This is a genomic window from Actinophytocola sp., from assembly GCF_050699935.1.
Classification (GTDB): domain Bacteria; phylum Actinomycetota; class Actinomycetes; order Mycobacteriales; family Pseudonocardiaceae; genus Actinophytocola.
Genome location: NZ_JBOHGB010000002.1, coordinates 1 through 22913, shown reverse-complemented (window position 1 = coordinate 22913; position 22913 = coordinate 1). Strand labels below are relative to the sequence as shown.

The 22913-nt window shown below is 69.6% G+C and carries 22 protein-coding genes and 2 pseudogenes; 13 read left to right on the top strand and 11 right to left on the bottom strand.

Annotated elements, in window-relative coordinates:
• Positions 1–41: 41 nt before the first annotated feature.
• From ACRDTB_RS01165 to ACRDTB_RS01150, 4 genes and pseudogenes are all read right to left on the bottom strand, one after another.
• Positions 42–662, bottom strand: a complete 621-nt coding sequence (locus ACRDTB_RS01165; RefSeq protein ID WP_431428072.1) for a cation diffusion facilitator family transporter — start codon at positions 660–662, stop codon at positions 42–44.
• A gap of 100 nt (positions 663–762) precedes the next feature.
• Positions 763–975: pseudogene (locus tag ACRDTB_RS01160) on the bottom strand (cation transporter); the annotation flags it as partial.
• 168 nt (positions 976–1143) lie between these two features.
• Complete coding sequence (locus ACRDTB_RS01155) at positions 1144–1464, bottom strand: hypothetical protein (protein ID WP_431427940.1); 321 nt, start codon at positions 1462–1464, stop codon at positions 1144–1146.
• A 134-nt stretch (positions 1465–1598) separates the two neighbouring features.
• The gene (locus ACRDTB_RS01150) at positions 1599–2609 is read right to left on the bottom strand and encodes a sterol desaturase family protein (protein WP_431427939.1); all 1011 of its coding nucleotides are present in this window, start codon (positions 2607–2609) and stop codon (positions 1599–1601) included.
• Between the two features lie 196 nt (positions 2610–2805).
• Between ACRDTB_RS01150 and ACRDTB_RS01145 the strand changes: the two genes are divergently transcribed.
• Positions 2806–3240 (top strand): hypothetical protein, encoded by a 435-nt coding sequence (locus ACRDTB_RS01145; RefSeq protein ID WP_431427937.1) that lies wholly within the window; start codon positions 2806–2808, stop codon positions 3238–3240.
• 365 nt (positions 3241–3605) lie between these two features.
• On the opposite strand, the gene ACRDTB_RS01140 is transcribed toward ACRDTB_RS01145, so the two are convergent.
• The 7 genes and pseudogenes from ACRDTB_RS01140 to ACRDTB_RS01110 all read right to left on the bottom strand — a co-directional run bounded on the left by ACRDTB_RS01140 (position 3606) and on the right by ACRDTB_RS01110 (position 10139).
• A complete protein-coding gene (locus ACRDTB_RS01140) occupies positions 3606–4112 on the bottom strand; it encodes a hypothetical protein (protein ID WP_431427936.1) in 507 nt (168 codons plus the stop codon).
• A gap of 563 nt (positions 4113–4675) precedes the next feature.
• Positions 4676–5158 carry a TetR-like C-terminal domain-containing protein gene (locus ACRDTB_RS01135; RefSeq protein WP_431427935.1) on the bottom strand — a complete coding sequence of 161 codons (483 nt, stop codon included), beginning with the start codon at positions 5156–5158 and terminating at the stop codon, positions 4676–4678.
• Positions 5097–5252 (bottom strand): annotated as a pseudogene (locus tag ACRDTB_RS01130) (helix-turn-helix domain-containing protein); the annotation flags it as partial. The gene ACRDTB_RS01135 and the pseudogene ACRDTB_RS01130, both read right to left, overlap by 62 nt.
• 133 nt (positions 5253–5385) lie before the next feature.
• The gene (locus ACRDTB_RS01125; protein ID WP_431427934.1) at positions 5386–6807 is read right to left on the bottom strand and encodes an amidohydrolase family protein; all 1422 of its coding nucleotides are present in this window, start codon (positions 6805–6807) and stop codon (positions 5386–5388) included.
• A gap of 22 nt (positions 6808–6829) precedes the next feature.
• Positions 6830–7810, bottom strand: coding sequence for an LLM class flavin-dependent oxidoreductase (locus ACRDTB_RS01120; RefSeq protein ID WP_431427933.1), 981 nt, complete (start codon positions 7808–7810; stop codon positions 6830–6832).
• A gap of 2 nt (positions 7811–7812) precedes the next feature.
• Positions 7813–8925 carry a M20/M25/M40 family metallo-hydrolase gene (locus ACRDTB_RS01115; protein ID WP_431427932.1) on the bottom strand — a complete coding sequence of 371 codons (1113 nt, stop codon included), beginning with the start codon at positions 8923–8925 and terminating at the stop codon, positions 7813–7815.
• On the bottom strand, positions 8922–10139 hold the full coding sequence (locus ACRDTB_RS01110; RefSeq protein ID WP_431427931.1) for a M20 family metallopeptidase: 1218 nt from the start codon (positions 10137–10139) through the stop codon (positions 8922–8924). The genes ACRDTB_RS01115 and ACRDTB_RS01110 overlap by 4 nt, the downstream gene beginning before the upstream one ends.
• A 165-nt stretch (positions 10140–10304) precedes the next feature.
• Here ACRDTB_RS01110 and ACRDTB_RS01105 point away from each other — a divergent pair, with 165 nt between their 5' ends.
• The 12 genes from ACRDTB_RS01105 to ACRDTB_RS01050 form a co-directional block, all read left to right on the top strand.
• Positions 10305–11594 carry an ABC transporter substrate-binding protein gene (locus ACRDTB_RS01105; protein WP_431427930.1) on the top strand — a complete coding sequence of 430 codons (1290 nt, stop codon included), beginning with the start codon at positions 10305–10307 and terminating at the stop codon, positions 11592–11594.
• A gap of 52 nt (positions 11595–11646) precedes the next feature.
• Positions 11647–12504 carry a branched-chain amino acid ABC transporter permease gene (locus ACRDTB_RS01100; protein WP_431427929.1) on the top strand — a complete coding sequence of 286 codons (858 nt, stop codon included), beginning with the start codon at positions 11647–11649 and terminating at the stop codon, positions 12502–12504.
• Entirely contained in the window at positions 12501–13556 is a 1056-nt protein-coding gene (locus ACRDTB_RS01095; RefSeq protein ID WP_431427928.1) for a branched-chain amino acid ABC transporter permease, read from the top strand. The genes ACRDTB_RS01100 and ACRDTB_RS01095 overlap by 4 nt, the downstream gene beginning before the upstream one ends.
• A gap of 65 nt (positions 13557–13621) precedes the next feature.
• A complete protein-coding gene (locus ACRDTB_RS01090) occupies positions 13622–14470 on the top strand; it encodes an ABC transporter ATP-binding protein (RefSeq protein ID WP_431427927.1) in 849 nt (282 codons plus the stop codon).
• Positions 14454–15155, top strand: coding sequence for an ABC transporter ATP-binding protein (locus tag ACRDTB_RS01085; protein WP_431427926.1), 702 nt, complete (start codon positions 14454–14456; stop codon positions 15153–15155). Before ACRDTB_RS01090 ends, ACRDTB_RS01085 begins: the two co-directional genes overlap by 17 nt.
• A gap of 5 nt (positions 15156–15160) precedes the next feature.
• Positions 15161–16561, top strand: a complete 1401-nt coding sequence (locus ACRDTB_RS01080) for an amidohydrolase family protein (RefSeq protein WP_431427925.1) — start codon at positions 15161–15163, stop codon at positions 16559–16561.
• Positions 16561–18204, top strand: a complete 1644-nt coding sequence (locus ACRDTB_RS01075; RefSeq protein ID WP_431427923.1) for an acyl-CoA mutase large subunit family protein — start codon at positions 16561–16563, stop codon at positions 18202–18204. Before ACRDTB_RS01080 ends, ACRDTB_RS01075 begins: the two co-directional genes overlap by 1 nt.
• Before the next feature lie 305 nt (positions 18205–18509).
• Positions 18510–19874: an amidohydrolase family protein gene (locus ACRDTB_RS01070; protein WP_431427921.1), complete on the top strand. Its 1365-nt coding sequence runs from the start codon at positions 18510–18512 to the stop codon at positions 19872–19874.
• A 2-nt stretch (positions 19875–19876) separates the two neighbouring features.
• Complete coding sequence (locus ACRDTB_RS01065; RefSeq protein ID WP_431427919.1) at positions 19877–20665, top strand: SDR family NAD(P)-dependent oxidoreductase; 789 nt, start codon at positions 19877–19879, stop codon at positions 20663–20665.
• A complete protein-coding gene (locus tag ACRDTB_RS01060) occupies positions 20655–21065 on the top strand; it encodes a cobalamin B12-binding domain-containing protein (protein WP_431427918.1) in 411 nt (136 codons plus the stop codon). Before ACRDTB_RS01065 ends, ACRDTB_RS01060 begins: the two co-directional genes overlap by 11 nt.
• Positions 21066–21243: 178 nt before the next feature.
• Positions 21244–22470 carry a CaiB/BaiF CoA transferase family protein gene (locus ACRDTB_RS01055; protein WP_431427917.1) on the top strand — a complete coding sequence of 409 codons (1227 nt, stop codon included), beginning with the start codon at positions 21244–21246 and terminating at the stop codon, positions 22468–22470.
• A gap of 65 nt (positions 22471–22535) precedes the next feature.
• Positions 22536–22913: hypothetical protein (locus ACRDTB_RS01050; protein ID WP_431427916.1), on the top strand; the 378-nt coding region annotated here is incomplete at its 3' end.

Sequence of the window (22913 nt, the reverse complement as noted above, 5' to 3'; positions counted from 1 at the left end):
CCCCTGGTTCCGAGCGGGTGGGGCTTCGCTGGCTGTGCCGGTCAGCCAACCTCGGGAGGCGATCCGACGCGCTCGGTCGTGGCGGTGTCGGTTGGTTGTGTGGTGGGGCGGAGCAGATCTGGTTCGAGGTAGATGACGCGGGCGATCGGCACGGCGGAGCGGATTCTGCTCTCGGCGGCGTCGATGGCCCGTGCGACCTCGTCGGCCGTCAGCGTCGGGGTCATGGCGATTTCGGCGGCGACCAGCAACTCGTCGGGCCCCAGGTGCAGTGTGCGCAGGTGGAGGATCGACTCCACCCCGTCGCCGGGCAGCGCCTTCTCGATTGCGAGCTGGTGCTCGCGGCTGGCGCTCTCACCCACGAGCAACGACTTCATCTCCATTGCGAGGATCGCGGCGATGACCACGAGCAGCAGGCCGATCATCGCGGTACCGGCGGCGTCCCACCGGCCCTGGCCGGTGACCAGCGTCATCGTCACGCCGAACAGTGCGAAGGTCAGGCCCAGCAGCGCGCCCAGGTCTTCCAAGAGGATCACCGGCAGCTCCGGTGCCTTGGCGGTGCGGATGAACCGCAGCCACGAGCGGCTGCCGCGAAGCCGGTTGGACTCGATGGCCGCGGTGCGCAGCGCGTACCCCTCCATGCCCATGGCCACCAGCAGGACCACGATCGGCACCCACGCCCAGGAGTCGATCGGGTGCGGGGTCGCCCCACTTGTGCCATGCCTCGTACAACGCGAACAGGCCACCGACGCTGAACAGCACGATCGACACGATGAACGCGTAGACGTACCGCTCGCGCCCGTAGCCGAACGGGTGCTCCGGCGTCGCCGTCCGCTTCGCGCGTTGGCCGCCCAGCAGGAGCAGCAGTTGGTTGCTGGTGTCCGCGAGGGAATGGACCGATTCGGCCAGCATCGACGACGACGCGGTCAACAAGAACGCGACGAACTTAGTCACCGCGATGCCCAGATTGGCGAACATCGCGGTGATGACAGCCTTCGTGCTTCCCTCAGTAGCCACCGCCCGGACTGTACTGGCCTAATCGACCAGCTTGATCGGTCGGCCTGGGGCGTAGCTGCGCTGAGCCTGGACCAGTTGGTGCGCACCGGGTGACTCGACCGGGTCGTGGCCAGACCGAGGATACGTGGTTCAGAGGCCGCTGGCGTTGGTGGCGAGTAGCACCAGTTCTAGGAACAGTTGTCCTGTGCCCAGGCAGATCCCGACGACGGCGGTCCAGTCGATGCGGTATGGACGTCGTGTCAGGATTGAGATGACGCCGCATCCGCATGCTGTGAGGGCGACGATCGGCCCGGCGATGGGGGTCAGCCAGCTCAGCAGTCCAAGGGCGGTTGCGATGGGCCCGAGCCATGCCGCTTTGCCGGGCCGGTCCCTGGCTCGCAGTTCCCATACGGCCTGGGATGGCTCGTAGGTTGCGGGACCGTCGTTGGCCGATTCCGGCTCGTCGTTCACGGGCTCCAGTATCCGCCGCGTGAACCGGATGCTCACCCCCGTAGCTCCGGTGGTGGTCAGGAGCGGCGCCGCGGTCAAGGAACGCCTGCGTAAATCGTCCAGGTCACGGCTGGTGGCCTGGCGCCATCAGGCCCTCACGGTCCCGGCCGCGGGCCGAGCCGGGGCGTACGAGCGGTGCCGTCCGGACCGGGCGAGCGGGGATCGGCGGGGCGGCTGGGGTTCGCCCGGCGGAACGGCCATACGAGCTGGCGCAGGTAGCCCGTGGGCGGCTGCTCGTCGACACCGTAGCTGCGAGGATGTTGGCGCCACGTCAGGTGAGCCGTTCCGAAAATCATGTCGAGCAGCGGGAGTTCGCTGAAGTTCTTGTTAAAATGTTCCGGGTGGTTGGCATGATGCCAATGGTGATATTCAGGCGAGGCGATGATCCACCGCAGCGGACCGAACGTGAAACGTACATTGGCATGCAGCAATATCGCATGCAGCGTGGTGACCAGCACATAGCCGCCCAAACCCACCTCGCCGTATCCGAGCACGAAGGCCGGAAGTACCGCGCAGGACCTGATGAACCCCTGGTCGATCGGGTGCAGGCGGCCCGCGGCCAGCCAGTCCATCTCGCGAATACTGTGATGCACCTTGTGGAACCGCCACAACACAGGCACCTGGTGCGCCAGCCGATGCCCCCAATAGCCGCCGATGTGCCCTAACACCAGCACTTCCGCAATCTGCGCCCACTCGGGTTGCCCCTGTACCGCGGCGGTGACCGCCCCGGGCATGACCGCCTTGAGTACACCGCCTACCAAGCCCACCAGCGCGAACACCAACGCGGTCACCAGCAGTGAGTTCACCGCGAGATGCACCAGGTCGGTGCGCCACCCGCGACGAAACACCTGCTGCGGTCGTAGCGCGAAGATCTTCTCCAACGGGACGAAGATCACGAAGAGCAAGGCCAGGCCGACAACGAAACCCTCGCGGGTGGCAAGGGCACCGATGAACAGCGCGGTAGACGCCGCACCCAGCAGGAACCCGGTCAGGTTCGGGCTCCGCATACGTTCGGCGCCCGCGATGACGACGACGCACGCTGGTCCGTTGGGGGTGACACGGGCACAGCTTGTGCGGCGTCGATGAACAGCGGATGAGCGCGACATCAGAGTTATGTAAGCGAGCCGCGCAGAGGGTTGATCGCGTGCGGGCGTGACTGGAGATCCGAAGGACGACGGTTGACCTTCCGGTTACGTTGGGTACCGTCTTCGGTGAGATGTGTCCTCGTCGACCAAACGGAGATGATGGCATGCCACGGCTCAGGTTTCCGCGCCGGATGACGGGCTCGATACGTTGAGGACAGTGGCGCGCGGTCGTGAGCGCGACAGGTTCATGTTCGTGGCGAAGCTCGCCACGGTCGTGGTGCTGTCTGGCATCGGGGTCGCCTTCTTCGTGGCGGCGGCCAACAGTGGCGGCGACGGCGACGGCGACGCGGAGGTCACCGTTCCGGCGGTGCCACCGGTCGCCGACCCCGGTGGGCGCGGGTCGGTGGAGTCCGAGCCGCCCGCGCCATCGCCGACCACGACCGTCGTGGCACCCACGGTCGGCAAGCAGACCGCGGTGATCGTGCCGAAGCCCACGCCCAGCCCGCGCCCGACAGCGACCCAGCCCGTCGATGACGGCCCGTTCGTGCAGGTCGGAAATCGGTGCGCGCCGGACGGGGCGTTCGCGGTCGTCAACGGCGGGTTTGGTGGGCCCGTGGTGTGCGAGAACGGGCGCTGGGCCCCCGTCCTGTGACGTTGCCCGGACATCGCGAACCTCAAGCGCAGCAAGGAGATCGAGACCGGCCAGGCGATCACTCCCTCGCCGGCCACGAGCCGGCGGCGGACACCGACGATCCGGTCGTCACGATCGAGTTTCGCATTCCCCCGGCGCCGCCCGTCGCGGATCGTGATCACCATGGACCACGGCCGCTCGCCAAGTTCCGGTACCTCGTGGAGCCGCGAACCTCGGCAGAGCAGGACGAGGAGATCGCGTCGCCGGGCTGCGGCGAGTGGGGCACCACCCCGTCAGGGACCTGCTACCGCTGTAGCTCGACGATCCCGACGACGACGTGAGGAGGGTGTCCACATCATGATCGTGAACGCCCTCCTCGTCCGTGGTCACTGTTCGTCGAGGCTGATCACGACGTGGTTGCTCACGACCGCGACCTCGCCGTCGTACCCCTGGCCGGTGAAGTCGAGGTCGACGATCGTCTGGCCGGGAGCGTTGACCGACTGGTCGTTGGTGATCTCGTACCCGGCGGCGGGCAGCGCGGAGCGGTAGAAGTCGGCGATGTCCGCCGGCGACTGTCCGACGAGGACGATGGCGGTCTCGTCGGGAGTGTCGGCCTTGACCTGCACGGTCACGTCCGGTGGGAGGGGGAAGTCCTGGTCCGGCCAGTTGTCGGGCAGTTGGGTGCCGATGTGGCCGCTGGCCTCGGAGTCGTCCGCCGCGGGCTCGGCGCTCGAGGTGGCGGAGTCGCCGGAGTCGCTCTCGGCGTTGACGGTCACGGTCTCGGTCGCCGGCGGCTGGGCGGCGTTGCCGTCGTTGCAGGCGGCCATGGTCAGGCCGAGCCCGGCCAGCATGGTCGCCGCGAGTAGCCGGCGGACATCGTGGATGGTGGTCATCGAAGTGCTCCCCTCGCCTGTGGATGGCCGGATGGTCCGGCCGGGTGCACACGGTGCCGGCGGACCGTGAACCGATCGTGAAAAGGTGCCGAACCCTACCCCGATCGTTGGTCCGTTTCGACTGTTGGGTGCCGGTGAGCCGGCGGCGATCCGCGGCGGCCGCCCGTCGTGAGCTGCCTCGACCCGTGACGGTCAGGGATCACCCACGGTGGAGAGGACTTGCGTGGCCTACATCCGGAGGGTCGCCGACGCTGTCCTTGCGCACGTTCGGCGTCCTTCGGCCGAAGGCGCCGGGGCCGGCGTGGAAGAGACCGATGAGCAGGACGCCCGCGCCGATGGAAGCAAGGGACAGCACGGGGTATCGGTCAAGGTGTGCCCACCACAGGGCAGCGCACCGATGAGCAGACCAGTCCATCCCGCGATGAGATTGGGGATCGGGCCGTTGCCGAGAGCGCACGGGTAGCGCCTTCTGGTGATGCCGCGAATGAAGTGGGGCAACCCGTTACCGGCTACGAGGCCGCCGACGAAAGCCGAGAACGATCGTCCGCCACATCTCGTGATCCTTATCGCTGGCCCGATTCATGGTTGAGCATGGCAAGCAGCACCGCGTCGACGAGCTCGCACAGGAACTCATCGTCGAGAGGTTCGGCGGTGATGAGCAGGCGAGAGAACAGGGTGGCGGAACTGATCTCGGCGAGCAGCGCATGGTCCGCCCCGGCCGGCGCGTCGCCTCGGGCAACAGCTCGAGCCAGTACCGTCGCGAACACCTCGCGTTTGTGGTCGAGGACGTGCCGCCGCACAGTCAGTGCGAGATCGCGGTCGTGCCGCATCGCGACGAGGAGCCCGAGGATCCGCGCGGCGTCTTGACCGGTGAGACTGGCGCGCAAGGCCCGCAGGCCCGCGAGTAGGTCCTCGCGAAGGCTCGGTGTTTCGGGTATCGCGGTGACCGGCGTACCGCCGCACGGCCGTCCCCACCAGTTCGGCCTTACCCGCCCATCTCCGGTAAATCGTGGCCTTGCTGGCACGGGCGCGCTCCGCGACAGCATCGATGGTCATCGGGTCGTAGCCAACCTCACCCAGCAGGCTCATGGTCGCCAGCAGGATGGCTTCCTCCCGGGCCTGTGCAGGACGTGCGAGCATCCGCACTCCAAACGAAACGGTTTCGATTTCCGATCAGTCAAGGCCAAGGCCGCGATTCATCGAGCATGCGGACCGGCCTTGATCAAGCCGTTGGCCAGGTGCTTGCCCAGGTCAGTGGGCTTCTTGCACATCGTCAGCGCACCGGCCAGGTGCCGGCCGGGTCGATGCCGATCTGGCCGAGGACCCGCCGGTCGATCTTCTCCACGTCCTCCCGCAGGGCTTCCTCGTCGACCTTGGTGAGCCGCTTGGCGTCCAGCACGATCTCGCCGGCGATCAGCACGGTGTGCACGGAGTGCCCGGTCGCGCCGTAGACGAGGTTGGCTACCGGGTTGTGCAGCGGACGCCAGTCGAAGTCGGCGGTGTCGAAGACGACGACATCGGCCTCCATGCCGGGCGCGAGGTGGCCGGTGACGTCGTCGACGCGCAGCGCGGTCGCACCACCGCGGGTGCCCATCTCCAGCGCCTGCTCGGCGGACACCGCGTTCGGGTCGCGGCGAGCGTCGCGGGGCAGCAGCGCGGCGAGGAACATGGCACGGCAGATGTCCTGGAAGTTCGACACGTTCTCGGCATCGGTGCCCAGCGCCATGGTGACCCCGGCGGCCAGCAGCTCCGGCCACTTGCCGGTCTGGGTGGTGCCCTTCGCCAGCTTCAGCGCCGAGCTCGGGTTCTGCGAGATCCGGGTGCCGGTCTCGGCGAGGTAGGCGACCTCGAACTCCTCCAGTGAGGTCACGTGGTTGAGCAGCACCCGCTCGTTCAGCGCCCCGATGCGGTACATGTGCTCGACCGGACGGTGGCCGAACACCCGCTGCTCGAGCCGCACCTCCCGCTCGCTGGTCGCCTTGTGCAGCACGGCAAGCGAGTCGGCCTCGGTGGCCAGCCGGGCGGCGCCCGCGGTGAGCTCGTCGGAGCAGGTGCCGACGCCTTCGATGGTGACCGCGTCCCGGATTCGCGGGTTGCCGAACGCGCGGACCGTCTCGATGCCCTGCTCGAGCCGGCGCAGCGCGGACCTGGTGTCGAAGTTGAGCCAGTCCGGCAGGTCGGTGGAACCGGCGGGGCCGAGCTGGTCCCAGGTCCACGGGCCCACCCGGCACCGAATGCCCGACGTCGCGAGCGCCTCCAGCACGCTGTCCAGATGGTTGCAGCCCGGTTCCTCGAACGTGGTGGTGCCGAAGCGGATCATCTCCGCCGTGGCGTGCAGCGCGCAGGTGTGCATGTCCTCTTCGGACAGCGAGGCGAACGACGGGTAGATGAACCGGCGCAGCGCGTCGAGGGTGACCGTGCCCTCCGGCATCGCGCCCTTGGCGGCGCACAGCAGGTGCCGGTGCCCGTTCACCATGCCGGGAATGGTCACCTTGCCGGTGGCGTCGATGACCCGCCCGGCGCGGTAGCGGGCGGCGAGGTCGCCGGCCTGGCCGACGTCGACGATCTTCGTGCCGGACACGGCGACGGCGCCGTCCCGGTAGATCTCCCGCTCGTCGCCCAGGGTGATGACCCACCCGCCGGTGATGAGGATGTCCACGTCGTGGATATCGTCTTGGATTTCGTGCTCGGTCACGGCAAGGTCCTTTCCGTTGGCGCTACGCGGTGACCGCGTGCCAGCACTCGGCGAACGCGCGGATCGTGCCCGTCCGGTTGGGCCCGAGCGGGAACACGTGCACCGCGTCCACGCCGACGTCGATCAGGTTCCGCAGGTGCGTGCTGGCGTGCTCGCGCCCGCCGGCCAGCGCCATCCGCCGGACGAAGTCGGCCGGGATGAGCTCGCCGGCCGCCGTCGCCTCCTGGAACTCACCACCGGCGTAGGTCGCCCTGACCCGCCGTACGATCGCCGGGTCGAGGCCGGCCAGCTCGCAGTACACCGGTGCGGTCTGCGGGAACCACGCGGCGATCGGCGCCGCCGCGGTCAAGGCTCGCCGCTCGTCCTCGTCGATCGCGCCGTAGGCGACCACGGCGACGTGCGGCCGGGCACGTCCCGCCTCGCTCGCGCCGCGCTCGATGTGGTCCAGCGCGAAGCGGACGCACGCCGGGTGCAGGCCGGCGAGCAGGATCACGCCGTCAGCGATTCGCCCGGCCAGCGCGAGCGTTCTCGGTCCGCTGGCCGACATGAACACTGGGATCCGGTGGGACGAGGCGCACCGCAGCCCACCGTCCACAGTGAACTTGTCCGAGTGCCGCACGGTCTCGCCGGCCAGCAGCCGGCGGATGGCGTCGATGGCCGACTCCAGCTCGGCCAGCCTGGCCGGACGCAGGCCCAGCTCGTGCAACGGCCGGTCACCGGCGCCGATGCCGAGCACGAACCGTCCGGCGGCCACGTCGGCCATGGTCGCCGCGGTGCTGGCGGTGATGGCCGGATGCCGGGTCAGCGGGTTGGTCACGGCGGTGCCCAGCCGTAGCCGGGTACTCCGGCCGGCCGCCAGCGTGAGGTACACGTAGGGGTCCCGGGCGTGCAGCGAGGAGTCGGTGAGCCAGAGATCGTCGAAGCCGGCCTCGTCGATCAGGTCGACCAGCTCACCGAACTCCGCCGGCGAGTCGACGCCCTGCAGCACGACCCCGAACCGCATGCTCACCACTCCTCCCGGTCGTAGCCGGCCACGGTGTCGGCGAGGGCGGCCATGCCGCGGGGCAGCGGCGGGAGCGCGATCCACTCCTGCTCGGTGTGCTCTCCGCCGCCGAATGTCACGCCGACCGTGATGGCGGGGATGCCGGCATGGTAGGCGGCGTTGGCGTCGGTGCTGGCCGCGGTCAGCCGCACTCGCTCGCCGGTGCCGTCCAGCGCGCGTTCCAGGGCGGCGACGGCGTGGCGCACCAGCGGATGGTCCGGCTCGATGTGCCCGGCGGGTCGCCGGCCGAACTCGTCAATGGCTATCTTGGTGGCCACGGTGACCTCCGGCCGGCCGCCGGCCAGTGTGTCGCCGGCGAGCTTCTCCAGCCGGGCGAGCTCCGCCGGGTCGGCCGATCTCAGATCGACCTCGTACCAGCATTCCCTGGCGCGTGCGTTGATCGCCTCGCCGCCGTGCATCCGCCCGACGTTGATCGTCCCGTTCGGACACTCGCCGGCCCTGGCGAGCAGGTTCGCGATGCCGGCCACGGCGTCGTGGATCGCGCTGGGCGCCGAAGCCCGTTCCCAGGCATGGCCACCCGGTCCGGAGATGGTGACCCGCCAGCGCACGGAGCCGACGCCCGTGACGTTGACCCGGCCGAGGTAGTTGCCCTCGACCGCGACCATCGCGCCGATCGGGACCGGGGGAGTGGCGAGCGCGGCCGTGACGCCGGCCAGGTTGCCGGCACCCTCCTCGCCGACCGTGGCCAGCGTCCACACCGGATGCCGGGTCGTCGCCGGCAGCAAAGCGTCCAATGTAGACAGCGTAGCCACCGCGACGGTGTCGTCGCCGACCCCGGGGCCGTGCAGCTCGTCGCCGGTGCGCCGGTACTCGTGCGCGACGTCCTCGCCGAACACGGTGTCCAGGTGGGCGCAGACCACCAGCGCGGCGCCGGTGCCGGCCCGCACGCGGCCCCAGACGTTGCCCGCGCCGTCGATCTCGACGCCGGCCAGACCGTCGGCGCGCCACCAGGAGCTGACCAGCTCGGCGCGCCGCCGCTCGCGCAACGGAGGCGCGGGCACCACGCCGAGCTCGACCGTACGGTCGAGCACCAGGGCGGTCAGCTGCGCGGTCATCCACCGGCTCCGGTGAGGGCGAGCGCGGCGAACGCGGCGTACACCTTGGTGGCCTCGTGGATGTCCGCCACGCTGAGGTGCTCGTTGGGGCAGTAGACCGGCTCGCCACCCGGCCCGAAGATCACTGTGGGCACGTCCGCGCCGAAGCTCGCGGTGTCACCGAGCCAGCCGGCCGCGGTGAGCGCCGGCTCGCCGCCGCGTACCTGCCGGACCGCGTCGACCATCAGCCGCACCACCGTGTCCTGCGGGGCGGCCAGGTACGGGGGCTTGCTGTCGGCCAGCGTCACCTCGGCGGCGAACCTGGGGTCCGCCTGCCGCGCCATGGCGAGGCAGCGGTCGATCTCGGCGCGTACCCGCTCGACCGGTACGCCGGGCTGCGGCCGGGTGTCCACCCGGATCACGCACTCGTCCGGGATCATCGACGGCCCACCGGGCGGCAGCCCACCGTAGATCCGCCCCGGCGCCACGAACGTCTCGGTGCCGAACAGCTCCGCCACCCACGGCTCCAGCTCCGGGGTGAGGCGAGAGCCGTCGAGCTGGAGCACCGCGTGGGCGGCCAGCGTGTTGGCGTTGATCGCGGCGTGCTTGTGGCAGGTGTGCGCGGAACGACCGAGCACGGTGACGTCGAAGTAGTACCGGCCGCGGTGGCCCAGGCAGATCTCGTTGTCCGACAGCTCACCCAACACGCACAGGTCGGCCGGGTACTCGTCGAAGAACGCGATCGAGCCGCGCTGGTCCCCCATGTGATCGCTGACCGCGGCCAGGGTCAGCGAGCCCGACAGCGGCAGGCCGCTCGCCCGCACCGCCTCCATCGCGACGAGCTGGCAGGCCAGTGCCGCCTTCATGTCCATCACGCCGTGGCCGTAGACGCGCCCGTCGGTCAGGCCACCGACGAGGTCACCGGAGAACGGCTCGGCCTCGGTCCAGCCGTGGGAGACCGGCTTGGTGTCCAGATGCCCGGTGAGCACCACCCGGGGTCCGGCGCCGAAGTCGAGCCCGCCGACGGCGTTGGGCCGGTCGGGCAACACCGGCTGGAGGCGCACGCCCTCGAACCCGGACTCGCGCATGACGTCGGCGAGGAACCCGGCGAGCGGGCCCTCGTCACCGAGCACGCTGGGGATCCGGCACACCTGCCGAACGAGCTCGACCGCGCGGTTCAGGTCGAGCGCGTCCAACACCTTCTGGGTCGCCCGGGTCGTCTGCGTGGGGTCCACCGATCCTCCCAACACGTCAGAAGCACCGATCATGTACGAGATAGAGTCTCATATCAATATATTGACATCCAATTTCGTATCTGATTTCATCCTCCGTACCAACGGGCCGGAGTGCATCGCAGGACTGCCAGCTCAGGGGGCGCATCGCACGAGGAAGGACGTCCCATGGCCTCTTGGAAGAAAGCCAGCGCCGTGGCCGGCGTGGTCTTGTTGCTCGCCGGCTGTTCCCGAGCCGCGACCGGCGGCCCCGGCGGGGAGGACACCGGTGCCGCCCCCGCCGGAGGCAAGACCATCACCGTCGGCCTGCTGAACCCGACGACCGGCGTGTTCGCCGCTCTCGGCTCGGACACCAACGCCGGATTCCAGATGTACCTCGACGAGCACGACGGAACGCTCGCCGGCTGGCGGATCCAGGCGGTGACCGAGGACGACGCCGGCGATCCCACCACCGGGGCGACCAAGGCACGCAAGCTCGTCGAGCAGGACGAGGTCGACGTGCTGATCGGCGGCGTCAGCTCGGCGGTGGCCAACGGGATCGCGAACTTCGTCGCCGACTCCGGCGTGCCGTACCTGATCACGATCGCCGGCGCGGACCCGCTCACGCAGAGCGGTCACAAGCCCAACATCTTCCGGATCTCCTACACCGGCTCGCAGCCGATGTACCCGCTCGGCGAGTACACCTGCAAGGAGCTCGGCTACCGCACCGCGAGCGTCGTGTCGCTCGACTTCGCCTTCGGGTGGGAGACCGCCGGTGGCTTCGCGCGCACCTACGAGGACGCCGGATGCACCGTGGAGCAAGAGATCTACGTGCCACTGGCGACCGAGAACTACGCCCCGTTCGTGCAGCAGATCAGCCGCGACACCGACGTCGTGATCCACATTAACTCCGGCCAGGCCGGCAACCTGTTCTGGCAGACCTACCGCGACTTCGGCTACCAGCAGCCGGTCGTCGGGCACGGCGCGATCACCGACGAGTTCCTGCTGGAGAGCGTGGAGGACTGGCAGGTCGGCGCGAAGACGGTCTTCTACTGGAGCCGTGCGCTGGACACCCCGGAGAACGAGCAGTTCGTCCGCGACTACGAGGAACGCTCGGGCAAGCTCGTCTCCCAGGGCGCCGAGGCAGGCTACGCGGCCGCCCAGACGCTGGAGGCGGCGCTCGAGGCGGCCGGCGATCGGGGCGACGACCCGGCGGCGCTGATCGAGGCACTCGGGGACGTCGAGGTTCAGGCGCCACGGGGCGCCATCCGGTTCGACGAGTACAACCAGGCGGTCATGGACTTCTACCTGCGGGAGACGCGGGAGGTCGACGAGGACCCGCTGGGGAATCCGAACGTCACCAAGTCGAACGTGGTGGTGCACACCTTCCCCGAGGTCAGCCAGTTCTGGACGTTCGATCCGGACGAGTACCTGAAGTTCCCACCGTACGAGCAGCTGAAGGGCAGCTGGGCCAAGTAGCGAGCAAATGTCTGATGTGGACACTAGGCGGTCGGAAGGAGCGTGACCGGTCGTGTGGATCGATCACCTCGTGAGCGGGGTGTCCTTCGGGATGCTGCTCTTCCTCATCGCCAGCGGGCTGACGCTGATCTTCGGGCTGATGGGCCTGCTCAACCTGGCCCACGGGGCGTTCTACCTGATCGCCGCGTACCTGATGCTCGAGCTGCTGCGCGAGGACCTGAACTACTGGCTTGCGGTCGCCATCACCGTGGCCGCGGTCACCGTGGTGGGGATGATCATCGAGCTCGTGCTGCTGCACCGCTTCGTCAACCAGGTGCTGCCGCAGATCGTGGTCACCGTCGGGCTCGCGCTGATCGCGGCCGACCTCATCCTCGACCGCTACGGCGGGTATCCCGTGACACCACCACGGCCGCCCGGCCTGTCCGGCTCCATCGAAGTGGCCGGGCACTTCTTCCCCAAGATCCGCATCGCGGTGATCGTCCTCGGCGTCGCCGTCGGCCTGCTGATGTGGCTGCTGCTGTCCCGCACGAGGGTCGGCGTGATGATCCGGGCCGCGGTGGACGACGAGGCGGTCGCGCGCAGCGTCGGCATCCCGGTGCCCAAGCTGTTCGTCGGCGTGTTCGGGATCGGGGTCGCGCTCGCGGCGCTGGCCGGCATCTTCGGCGGTGCGCTGTCCGGCCTGTCGCCCGGTGTGGACTTCCGCATGCTGCTGCTGTCCGTGGTGGTGGTCGTGGTCGGCGGGCTCGGCTCGCTCGCCGGCGCGTTCGTCGCGTCGCTGCTGGTCGGGCTGATCACCCAGTTCGGCGTCGTCGCCTTCCCGAGCATGGCGCAGTTCGCCCTGTTCGTGCCGGTCGCCTTGTTCCTGGCGTTCCGGCCGCGCGGGCTGTTCGGGAAGGAAGGCCTGGCATGACAGCGATCCTGTCGCGGGCGACGCAGCGATTCGGTCGTCGTGGCGTTGTCATCGGCGGCGCCGTGCTCGCCATCGTGCTGCTGGCCCTCGTGCCCTCGATGGTCTCCTCCTTCCACGTCTTCGTGGCCACCCGGGTGCTGATCTTCGCGATCTTCGCGATGGCCTTGAACCTGGTGTTCGGGTTCGGCGGGCTGCCCTCGCTCGGCCACGCGGCGTTCTTCGGGATCGGCGGCTACACCGTCGCAATAGGACTGGCGCGGTGGGGATGGGAGTTCTGGACGATCATCGCCGTCGCGGTGTTGCTTGGCACGGTGGTGGGTGCCCTGATGGGCCTGCTCACCATTCGCACCCAGGGCATCTATCTGCTGTTGCTCACGCTCGCGTTCGCGCAGAGCATCTGGGCGCTGGCGTTCGAGCAGGTCGAGTTCACCGCGGGGGACAACGGGATCTCCGGGATCACCCGTGACGGCATCCCGTTCGGGTTCGGCCGGGACTTCTACACGTTCGTGCTGATCATCGGGGTGCTGCTCGCCGTCGTGATGTGGCTGTGGGTTCGCTCCCCGGCCGGCCGGGTGCTGGTCGGCGCGAGGGAGAGCAAGTCACGGATGGAGGCACTCGGCTGCCGGGTCTGGCCGTACCGGGTCGGCGCGTTCGCGCTGTCCGGCGCGATCTCCGCGATCGCCGGCGTGCTGCTGGTGTACCTGCAGGGCATCGCCTCCCCGGACCTGCTCGACTGGACACTGTCCGCCGAGGTGCTGGTGATCTGCATCATCGGCGGCACCCGCACCCTGTTCGGGCCGGCTATCGGCGCCGGTGTGGTGATCGTCCTGCAGGAGGTCGTCAGCGGGTACACCGAGCGGTGGAACATCGTGCTCGGCCTGCTCTACATCCTCACCATGCTGGTGCTGCGGGAGGGCCTGACCGGTCTCGCCGAGCGGCTGCGCTCACGCCGCCGCCGCGCGCCAGAAGGCGATGAGCCGGAGCCACCACCGAACGGGGACACGGACGCAGCCGAGCCGGCGCCCACCAAGCAGGCGGAGGCCCGGCCATGAAACCCGTCGCGTCGACCTCCAGCCCAGATCAACCCGAGCGCTCCACAACCGCACCTAAGGGGAACGTGACGCAACCCAGCCACAAGTACGTGACCAACCAGAACCCTCCGTCCCCCAACGCAACCAACACAATAAATTCCGGGGAGGCGGCCGCAGCACAGCCCGCGTTGGAGGTCGAGCGGCTGACCGTCTCCTTCGGCGGGGTCACCGCGTTGCGCGACGTGAGTCTGAGCGTGGCGGCCGGTGAGCGGCGCGCGATCGTGGGGCCGAACGGGGCCGGCAAGTCGACGCTGTTCAACGCGATCGGTGGCCAGCTCATCCCGAACGCGGGCCGGGTCAGTCTGCTCGGCCACGACGTGACGAGGGCCGCGCCATCCCGCCGCACCGCCGCCGGCCTGTCCAGGACCTGGCAGATCACCAACCTGTTCCAGTCGCTGTCCGTGCAGGAGAACGTGGCGCTCGCGGTCGTCGCCCGCAGTCCGGCCCGGCGGGTCTGGTGGCGGTCGATGGATGGCTACCAGGGTATTCGGCAGCGTGGTGAGGAACTACTTCGCGAGTGGGACCTCTGGCAGTACCGCGCCCAGCGCGTGTCCGAGCTTTCCTATGGGCTGCAACGGATCCTGGAGATCGTCGTGGCGCTCGCCAGCCGGCCGAAGGTGCTGCTGCTCGACGAGCCGACGGCCGGGCTCGCGCCGAGCGAGGCCGCGCGGATGACCCGGCTCACCTGCTCGCTGCCCGACGACATGACCATCGTGATCATCGAGCACGACATGGCCGTGGCCTTCGCCGTGGCACAGACGATGACCGTGCTGGTCGACGGTGCCGTGCTGGCCAGCGGTCCGCTCGACGAGGTTCGTGGGAACACCACGGTCATCGAGGCGTACCTGGGAGAGCACAGTGTCTCTTCAGGCTGAGCAGTTGCGGTGCTTCTACGGTCCCGTGCAGGTGCTGCACGGCGTGAGCGTCGAGGTGCCCAGCGGGCAGGTCGTCGCGGTGCTCGGCCGCAACGGCATGGGCAAGAGCACCCTGGTGCACACCGTGATGGGCATGCTGCGGCCGCGTTCCGGTCGGGTTCTGCTGGACGGCAAGGCGATCCACGGTCAACCGCCGGAGACGGTGAGCCGACGCGGCGTCGCGTTGATGCCGCAGGGCCATCGCGTGTTCCCCTCCCTCTCGGTCGCGGAGAACATCGCGGTCGCCCGCCGCCGGGCGCGCTCCGCGACGTCGTGGAGCGTCGACGAGGTGCTGGACTACCTGCCCTTGCTGCGCAAGCGCTGGAAGCAGCGTTCGGCCACGCTGTCCGGCGGCGAGCAGCAGATGCTCACCCTGGCACGGGCACTCGTCGCCAACGCCGATTACGTCCTGCTCGACGAGCCGGCGGAGGGGCTCGCGCCGTCGATGGTCGAGCAGGTCGGCGAGATCATCCAGGAGCTGCGCGGGCGCGGCACCGGGGTCCTGCTCGTCGAGCAGCGGTTCGAGTTCGCCACCCGGCTCGCCGACACGGTCTACGTGATGTCCCGCGGCGTCGAGGTGTTCGTCGGCAGCCCGGCACAGCTGCGCGACAACCAGTCGGTCACCACGAGATACCTGGGGATGTGAGCGAGATGCCGTTGCTGCTCGACCGGAGTCCGTGGGTGATCGTGGGGCACGACTCCTACCTTCGCGACGGAGCGGTCTGCGTGGACGGCGACACGATCGTCGCGGTCGGGCCGAGCGCGGAGCTGGCGCGGCGGTACCCGGACGCGGAGCGGGTCGACTGCCGCGACCTCGTGCTGCTGCCCGGCCTGGTCAACGGACACAACCACGTGTACGAGATCCTCTGCCGCGGGCTGGGCAAGGACGCCGGCACCGAGGGGTGGCTGCGCAACACCATCTACCCCATGGACCGCGCACTGTCCGATGAGGACTTCTACTACGGCGGCCTGCTGGGCGCGGCGGACGCCATCCGGACCGGGACGACCGCGTTCGTCTCGCAGCTGACCAACTTCGCGCGGTTCCACGCCGACGCCGAGGCTCGCGCGTTCGCCGAGGCCGGCATCCGCGCGCAGGTGGCCCGGGCGTCGAGCACCGCGTCCACCATCGACCCCGCGGAGAACGCCGACCCGGACACCGAGATCGCCACCACCGCCGAGTTCCTCGACCGCTGGGCGGGCCACGCCCGGGTGCGTCCCGCGGTAGGCCCAAGTGGACTGTTCTCCTGCGACCCCGACACCCAGCACCGGCTCAAGCAGCTCGCCGGGCAGAAGGGCGCGAAGTACTTCACCCACCTCAACGAGACGCGCGAGCAGCTCGACCTGGCACACCGCAAGGGATTTCCCGGGCAGATCGACTGGGCCTACCGCATCGGCCTGTTGGATCGCGACACGGTGGTGGCGCACGCGGTGTGGAGCACCGAAGCCGAGTTCGACATCCTCGCCGACACCGGGGCCATGGTGGTGCACAACCCGACCTCCAACATGGTGATGAGCTCGGGGGTGGCCAACGTCGCCGCCATGCTCCGCGCGGGCGTGCGCGTCGGGCTTGGCTCGGACGGCCCGGCCAGCAACGACTCACAGGACATGTTCGGCGAGATGAAGGCCGCGCTGCTGCTGGCCCGGGTCAGCACGCTCGACCCGACGATCATCGAGCCGAGCACCGTGTTCCGAATGGCCACGGAGGAGGGTGCGGAGATCTTCGAGCCCGGCCGGCTCGGCCGCCTCGAACCGGGACGGCTCGCCGACATCGTCGGTGTCCGGATCGGCGGCAACCCTGGCCTGCAGCCGGTCTTCGATCCGGTGTGCTCGCTGGTGTACTGCGGCAGCGGGCGGGACGTCGCGTTCACCATGATCGCCGGGGAGTTCGTCTACCGGGACGGTCACTTCAGCACGATCGACCTGGCCGACGTGCTCGGGTTCGTCCAGGAGCAGACCGTCCCGCGGGTCGCCGAGGCGCTCGGGCTGGACCCTGGGCTTGGGTCAGCCGCGGTCACCGGCCGCGTCCGCGTGGAGGAGGCGACGTCTTCCTGATGGGACGCATGCGGGACTGGCTCGACCGTCACCCGGAGGCCGCCGACGCCGCCGAGGTGGTGACCGACTCCGACCTGCCGGTGCGAGTCGTCTACGCCTCCGACGACGTGGCGCCAGGGGTCGAGGAGCGCAACGGGCTGCCCGGCGAGGCGCCATACGCGCGGGGCATCTACCCGACCATGTACCGGGGTCGCTTGTGGACGATGCGGTTGTACTCGGGGCTGGAGACCGCGGTGGACACCAACAAGCGGTTCCGGTTCCTGCTGGAGCAGGGGCAGACCGGGCTGTCCGTGGCGCTGGACCTGCCGACCCAGATGGGTTACGACTCCGACGCCCCGCAGGCACACCACGAGGTCGGCCGCACCGGGGTCGCGATCTGCTCGGCCCAGGACATGTGCGACATCTTCGACGGCATCCCGCTCGAGAAGGTCTCCACCTCGTTCACCATCAACGCCACGGCGGCGATCCTGCTCGCCTTCTACGTGGTCGCGGCCGAGCGGCAGGGCGTGCCGTGGGAGCGGGTGTCGGGCACCATCCAGAACGACATCCTCAAGGAGTACATCGCCCGCAAGACCTACATCTTCCCGCCGGAGCCGTCGCTGCGCCTGGTCGCCGACGCGATGGAGTTCTGTGCCGAGCACCTGCCGAGGTTCAACTCGATCTCGGTGTGCGGCTACCACATGCGCCAGGCCGGCTGCGACGCGGTGCAGGAGGTCGCCTTCACGCTCGCCAACGCGCTGGTCTACGTCGAGCGGCTGGTCCGGCGCGGCCTGGACATCGACGACTTCGCACCGCGGATCAGCTTCAACTTCTCCACCATGAGCGAGCTGTTCGAGGAGGTGGCCAAGCACCGGGCCTGCCGCAGGGTGTGGGCCAGGCTCATCGAGGACCGGTACCAGCCCAAGGATCCACGGTCGACCATGATGCGGTTCTTCTCCGGTGGGGACGGCACGTCGCTGACCGCGGTCGAGCCGCTGAACAACATCGTGCGCGTCACCATGCACCAGCTCGGCATCATCCTCGGTGGCGCGCAGGCCGTGCACACGGTCGCCTACGACGAGGCGATCGGCCTGCCCACCGAGGAGTCCGCGCTGGTTGCCTTGCGAACACAGCAGATCCTCGCGCACGAGACCGGGGTGACCAAGACCGTCGACCCGCTCGCCGGCTCCTACTACGTGGAGTCGCTCACCGACGAGATCGAGCGGCGGGTGCTCGCGCTCATCGAGCAGATCGAGGAGCGCGGCGGCATGCCCGAGCTGATCGCGACGCGGTGGGTGCAGGACGAGATCGAGCAGCGGGCCTACGAGTGGGAGCTGGCGATCGCCCGCGGCGAGCGGAAGGTTGTCGGGGTGAACGCCTTCGCCGCCGAGCGGGCCGGCGCGACCGAGCCGACCTTCCCGCTGCCGGAAGCCGCCCGGGCGGACCTGGAACAGCGCCAGATCGACCGGCTCAACCGGCACCGGGCGGACCGGGACGAGGTCGCCGTCAGCGCCTGCCTGGACCGGATCCGCGTCGCCGCCGCCGAGCCGGACACGCCGCTGATGCCGCTGCTGCTGGACGGCGCGAGGGCCGGCGCGACCGTCGGCGAGATCTGCGACGTGCTGCGTGCGCAGTGGGGCACCTTCGACGGGAGCGGCCCATGACACCCCTCGCGTCAACCTCGAGATCGAACCAGGCCAAGGACTCCCCAACCGCACCTCAGGGGAACGTGACGCAAACCAGCCACAAGCACGTGACCAAACAGAACCCTCCGCCCCAACGCAACCAACACATTGAATTTCGGAGAGGCGGAGTGGAGGCGGACCAGCATCAAGCCGATGACCCCCTTGCCAACCGCACCTCAGGGGAACGTGACGCAAACCAGCCACAAGTACGTGCTCAACCAGAGCCTCCCGTCCCCCAACGCAACCAACACAATAAATTCCGGGGAGGCGGAACAGAGATCCTGTTGCACGGCGCCGCTGCCGTGCTGCCCACCCCGACCGGGCCGCCGCTGGCCGATGGTTGGGTGCTCATCGCGGACGGTCGGGTCCAGGCGACCGGCAGCGGCCGGCCGCCGCGGGCTCGCAACAAGCTCGACGTGCGTGGCTGCCTGGTGCTGCCCGGTCTCGTGTGCGCCCACCACCACCTGTTCCAGGGCGCCTCGCGCGGCGTCCCCACCACCGGCGGCCTTACCGGCTGGCTGCTCACCCACTATCCACGGTGGACGGACATGTCGGCGAACGACGTGTCCGCGGCGGCCGAGCTGTCGATCGCGCAGCTCCTCGTCCGGGGCGCGACCACGGTCGCGGCACTGGAGTTCCTGCACCCGGCCGGTGAGGACTTCGTCTCGCCCGTGGTGGCCGCGGCCGAGCGGCTCGGCATCCGGCTGCGGTACGTGCGCGGCACCACCACGGTGCTGGAGCCCGGCATCTCCGACGAGCTCACCCGCCGGGGCGTGGACTGTGCCCGCCTGGTCGAACCACCGGACCTCGCGCTGGCCCGGATCCGGGAGACGATCAGTGCCCCCACGCACGACCGCCTGCGCTGGGCCTGCGGGCCGACCACGCCGGTGCTCGACGACGGCGGCGAGTTCCAGCGGCAGCTGAACCGGGTGGCCGAAGAGGCCGATGTTCCGATCCACCTGCACTACCACCCGCTGCCGCCGGCCGGAGAGTCCATTGTGGACGGATTTGCGCTGGCGGACGAGCTCGGCCTGGTGCGGCGGGGCAACTGGTTCGCGCACGGTTCCCGGCTCTGTCCCGACGACGTGGCGCGGTTGGGCACGGCCGGCGTCGGCGTGGTGCACTGCCCGAGCGCCTCGATGCGCCTGCGCTACCCGCTGCCCGAGCTGGCCGACTGGCGGGACCGCAATCCGCGGGTGGCGGTCGGCGTCGACGGGGCGGCGTCCAACGACCGCGGCTCGCTGCTCGGTGAGGCACAGCTCGCCGCGTACACGCAGGGCCAGCCGCACCTCACCGGCCGGATCGGCGCGGCGGACGCCCTCGACCTGGTCACTGCCGCCGCGGCCCGCACCATCGGCTGGCCCGGCGCCGGCACGCTCACCCCCGGCTCGCTCGGCGACGTCGCGGTCTTCGACCTGAACGACCTGGACTCCGCCGGCGCGACGGCCGATCCGGATCGGGCGCTGGTTCGCCTGTTCCGCACATACTCCGGCGCCCGCGCGCGGTGGGTGCTGGTCGGCGGCGAGCCCGTGGTGGCGGACGGCCTGCTGAGGCGTGGGGACGAGAAACAGATCGCCGCCGCGGCCAACTCGGCCGCACAGCGATTGTACACAGTGGACAGATCACTCATCGCCGCGGAGGTCGAGTAGCCATGGATCTACAGCTTGCCGGAAAGCGTGCCGTCGTCACCGGGGCCAGCGAGGGGATCGGGCTCGCCACGGCCCGGGTGCTCGCCGGCGAGGGCGCCCACGTCGCGCTCGTCTCGCGGCGCGCGGACGTGCTGGAGCGGGAAGCCAAGACGATCGCCGCCGAGTACGGCGTGCGGGCGATCGCGGCACCGGCCGATCTCGGTGACCTGGCCGGCTGCCGGCATGCCATGGACACCGCGCTCGCCGGGCTGGGCGGGCTGGACATCCTGGTCAACAACGCCGGCGCGTCGGTCTTCGCCACGTTCGAGGACATCCCGGACGAGCGCTGGGTCGCCGACCTCGAGCTGAAGCTGGTCGGCTACGCCAGGATGACCAGGCTCGCGCTCGCCCCGCTACGGGAGGCCGGCGGCGGGCGCGTGGTGAACGTGGCCGGCAACGCCGGCAAGCAACCGCTCACCTACCACATGCCCGGTGGCGCGGCGAACGTCGGCGTACTCAACCTGACCAAGTCGGTGTCGATGCAGGTGGGCCCGGAAGGGATCTTCGTCAACGCGGTGTGCCCCGGCCCGGTGCGGACCACCCGGTACGACAAGATGATCGACAGGCTGGCCGTGGACTGGGGCCTGACCCACGAGCAGGCCGAGGCGCGCTACGTCGCGGACCTCCCGCTTCCCTACGTGCCGGAGCCGGAGGAGGTGGCGGCCACCATCGTCTTCCTCGCCTCGCCGCGGTCGGCGTACGTCAACGGGACGGCGGTGACCGTCGACGGGGGGATCACCCGTGGCATCTGAGCGGATCCGCGTCATCATCGGCAAACCGGGCCTCGACGGGCACGACCGGGGCGCCAAGGTGCTGGCGCGCGTGCTGCGTGATCACGGGTTCGAGGTCATCTATCTGGGCCTGCACCAGACGATCGACGCCATCGCGTCCGCGGCCGCGCAGGAGGACACCGACATCGTCGGGCTGTCCGTGCTGTCCGGCGCGCACCTGCCCTACACCAGGGACCTGCGCGGCAGGCTGGACGAGCTGGGGCTCGACGACGTGCGGATCGTGGTCGGCGGGATCATCCCGGACGAGGACGTGCCACGCCTTCGCGACGCGGGCGCGGCGGCCGTGTTCCCGGTGGGCAGCAACCCACTCGAGGTCCCCGATCGCCTGCGCGAACTGGTCGGACGAAAGGCGGACACATGACACCCCTTGTGTCAACCTCCAGCCCAGATCAACCCGAGCGCTTCGCAACCGCACCTAAGGGGAACGTGACGCAACCCAGCCACAAGTACGTGACAAGACAGAACCCTCCGTCCCCCAACGCAACCAACACAATAAATTTCGGAGAGGCGGAACAGGATTTCGGGGAGGCGGGACCCACATGACCGGGCCACTGGCCGGCTTCCGGGTGCTGGACATGACGCAGTACGTCGCCGGACCGCTGTGCACCCAGATGCTCGCCGACCTCGGCGCGGACGTGGTGAAGGTGGAGCGGCCGCCGGGCGGTGACGTCTACCGCCGGCAGGGACCGGAGTTCGTCGACGGCGAGTCGCTCAGCTTCCTCGCGCTGAACCGTGGCAAGCGATCCGTGGTGATCGACGTGAAGGACGCCGAGGGCCGGGCTGTGCTGGAGCGGCTGCTGGTGACCTCCGACGCGTTCGTGCACAACTTCCGGCCGGGCACCGTCGACCGGCTCGGCCTCGGCCGCGACGACGTCGCCCGGATCGCACCGAAGACCATCTGGGCGACGATGTCCGGCTACGGCGGGCTAGGTCCGCGGGGCGACGACGGCGGCTACGACCTGATGATGCAGGGAGAGTCCGGGCTGATGGCCGCGACCGGCCACCCCGACCGCCCGCCCGCCAAGGCCGGGTTCGCGGTCGTGGACATCACGGCGGGGGTGAGCCTGGCCCTCGGCATCACCGCGGCCCTGCTGGAACGCGAGCGTTCCGGGACGGTCCGGTCGTGCGAGTCGTCGCTGTACGAGACGTCGATGGCGATGGGCCTGATCATCGCCGAGCAGTACCTCGCGAACGGCACGGTGCCCGGCCGGTCCGGATCGGCGTCCACGCTGTTCGCTCCGTACCAGGCGTTCCGCACCGCGGACGGGCACGTGACCGTCGAGGGCACCGGCCCGGCCGACGCGTGGACGCGGTTCTGCGCGGCGATCGAGGCACCCGGACTCGAGCAGGACGAGTCCTTTGTGGACAATTCGGCACGGATCCGCAACCGGGAGAAGTTGGTCGCAGAGGTCGAGGAGCGGACCTTCCGCCGGTCGACCGACTACTGGCTCGACCGGTTCCGCCACCACGGCCTGCCGTGCGGGTCCATTCAGGACATCGGCCAGGCGCTGGAGAGCGAGCAGACCGGCGCGCTGGGCATCGTCGTCGAGGCCGAGCACGCCTCGCTGGGCAGCTACCGGACGGTGCGCAACCCGTTGCGGTTCTCCTCGACCGCTACTGCCGTGCGGGGCGCTCCGGTGCTCGGCGAGCACACCGCGGAGGTGCTGCGCGCGGCCGGGTACGACGAGTCGGCCATCGTCCGGCTGGCCGACGGTGGGGTCGTGTTCCGCGCGGAGCCCGCCGGGAAGGCGGGAGAGGTGTCATGACATCTATTGCGTCAACCTCAAGATCGAATTGGGCTGAGGGCTTCGCTGTCGTTCCTCGGGGGAAGGTGATGCAGGCCAGCCACAAGCATGTGGTCAGCCGGATCTTTTCGTTCCTCACCGTAATGTCGAGATCGAATCGGGCCGAGGGCTTCGCTGTCGTTCCTCAGGGGAACGTGACGCAGGCCAGCCACAAGCATGTGGTCAGCCGGATCTTTTCGTTCCTCACCGTAATGTCGAGATCGAATCGGGCCGAGGGCTTCGCTGTCGTTCCTCAGGGGAACGTGACGCAGGCCGGCCACACGCACGTGCCCAACCGGAACTCCCCGTTCCTCACCGTATCGTCGAGATCGAATCGGGCCGAGGGCTTCGCAGCCGCACCTCAGGGGAACGTGACGCAGGCCGGCCACAAGCACGTGCCCAACCGGAACTCCCCGTTCCTCACC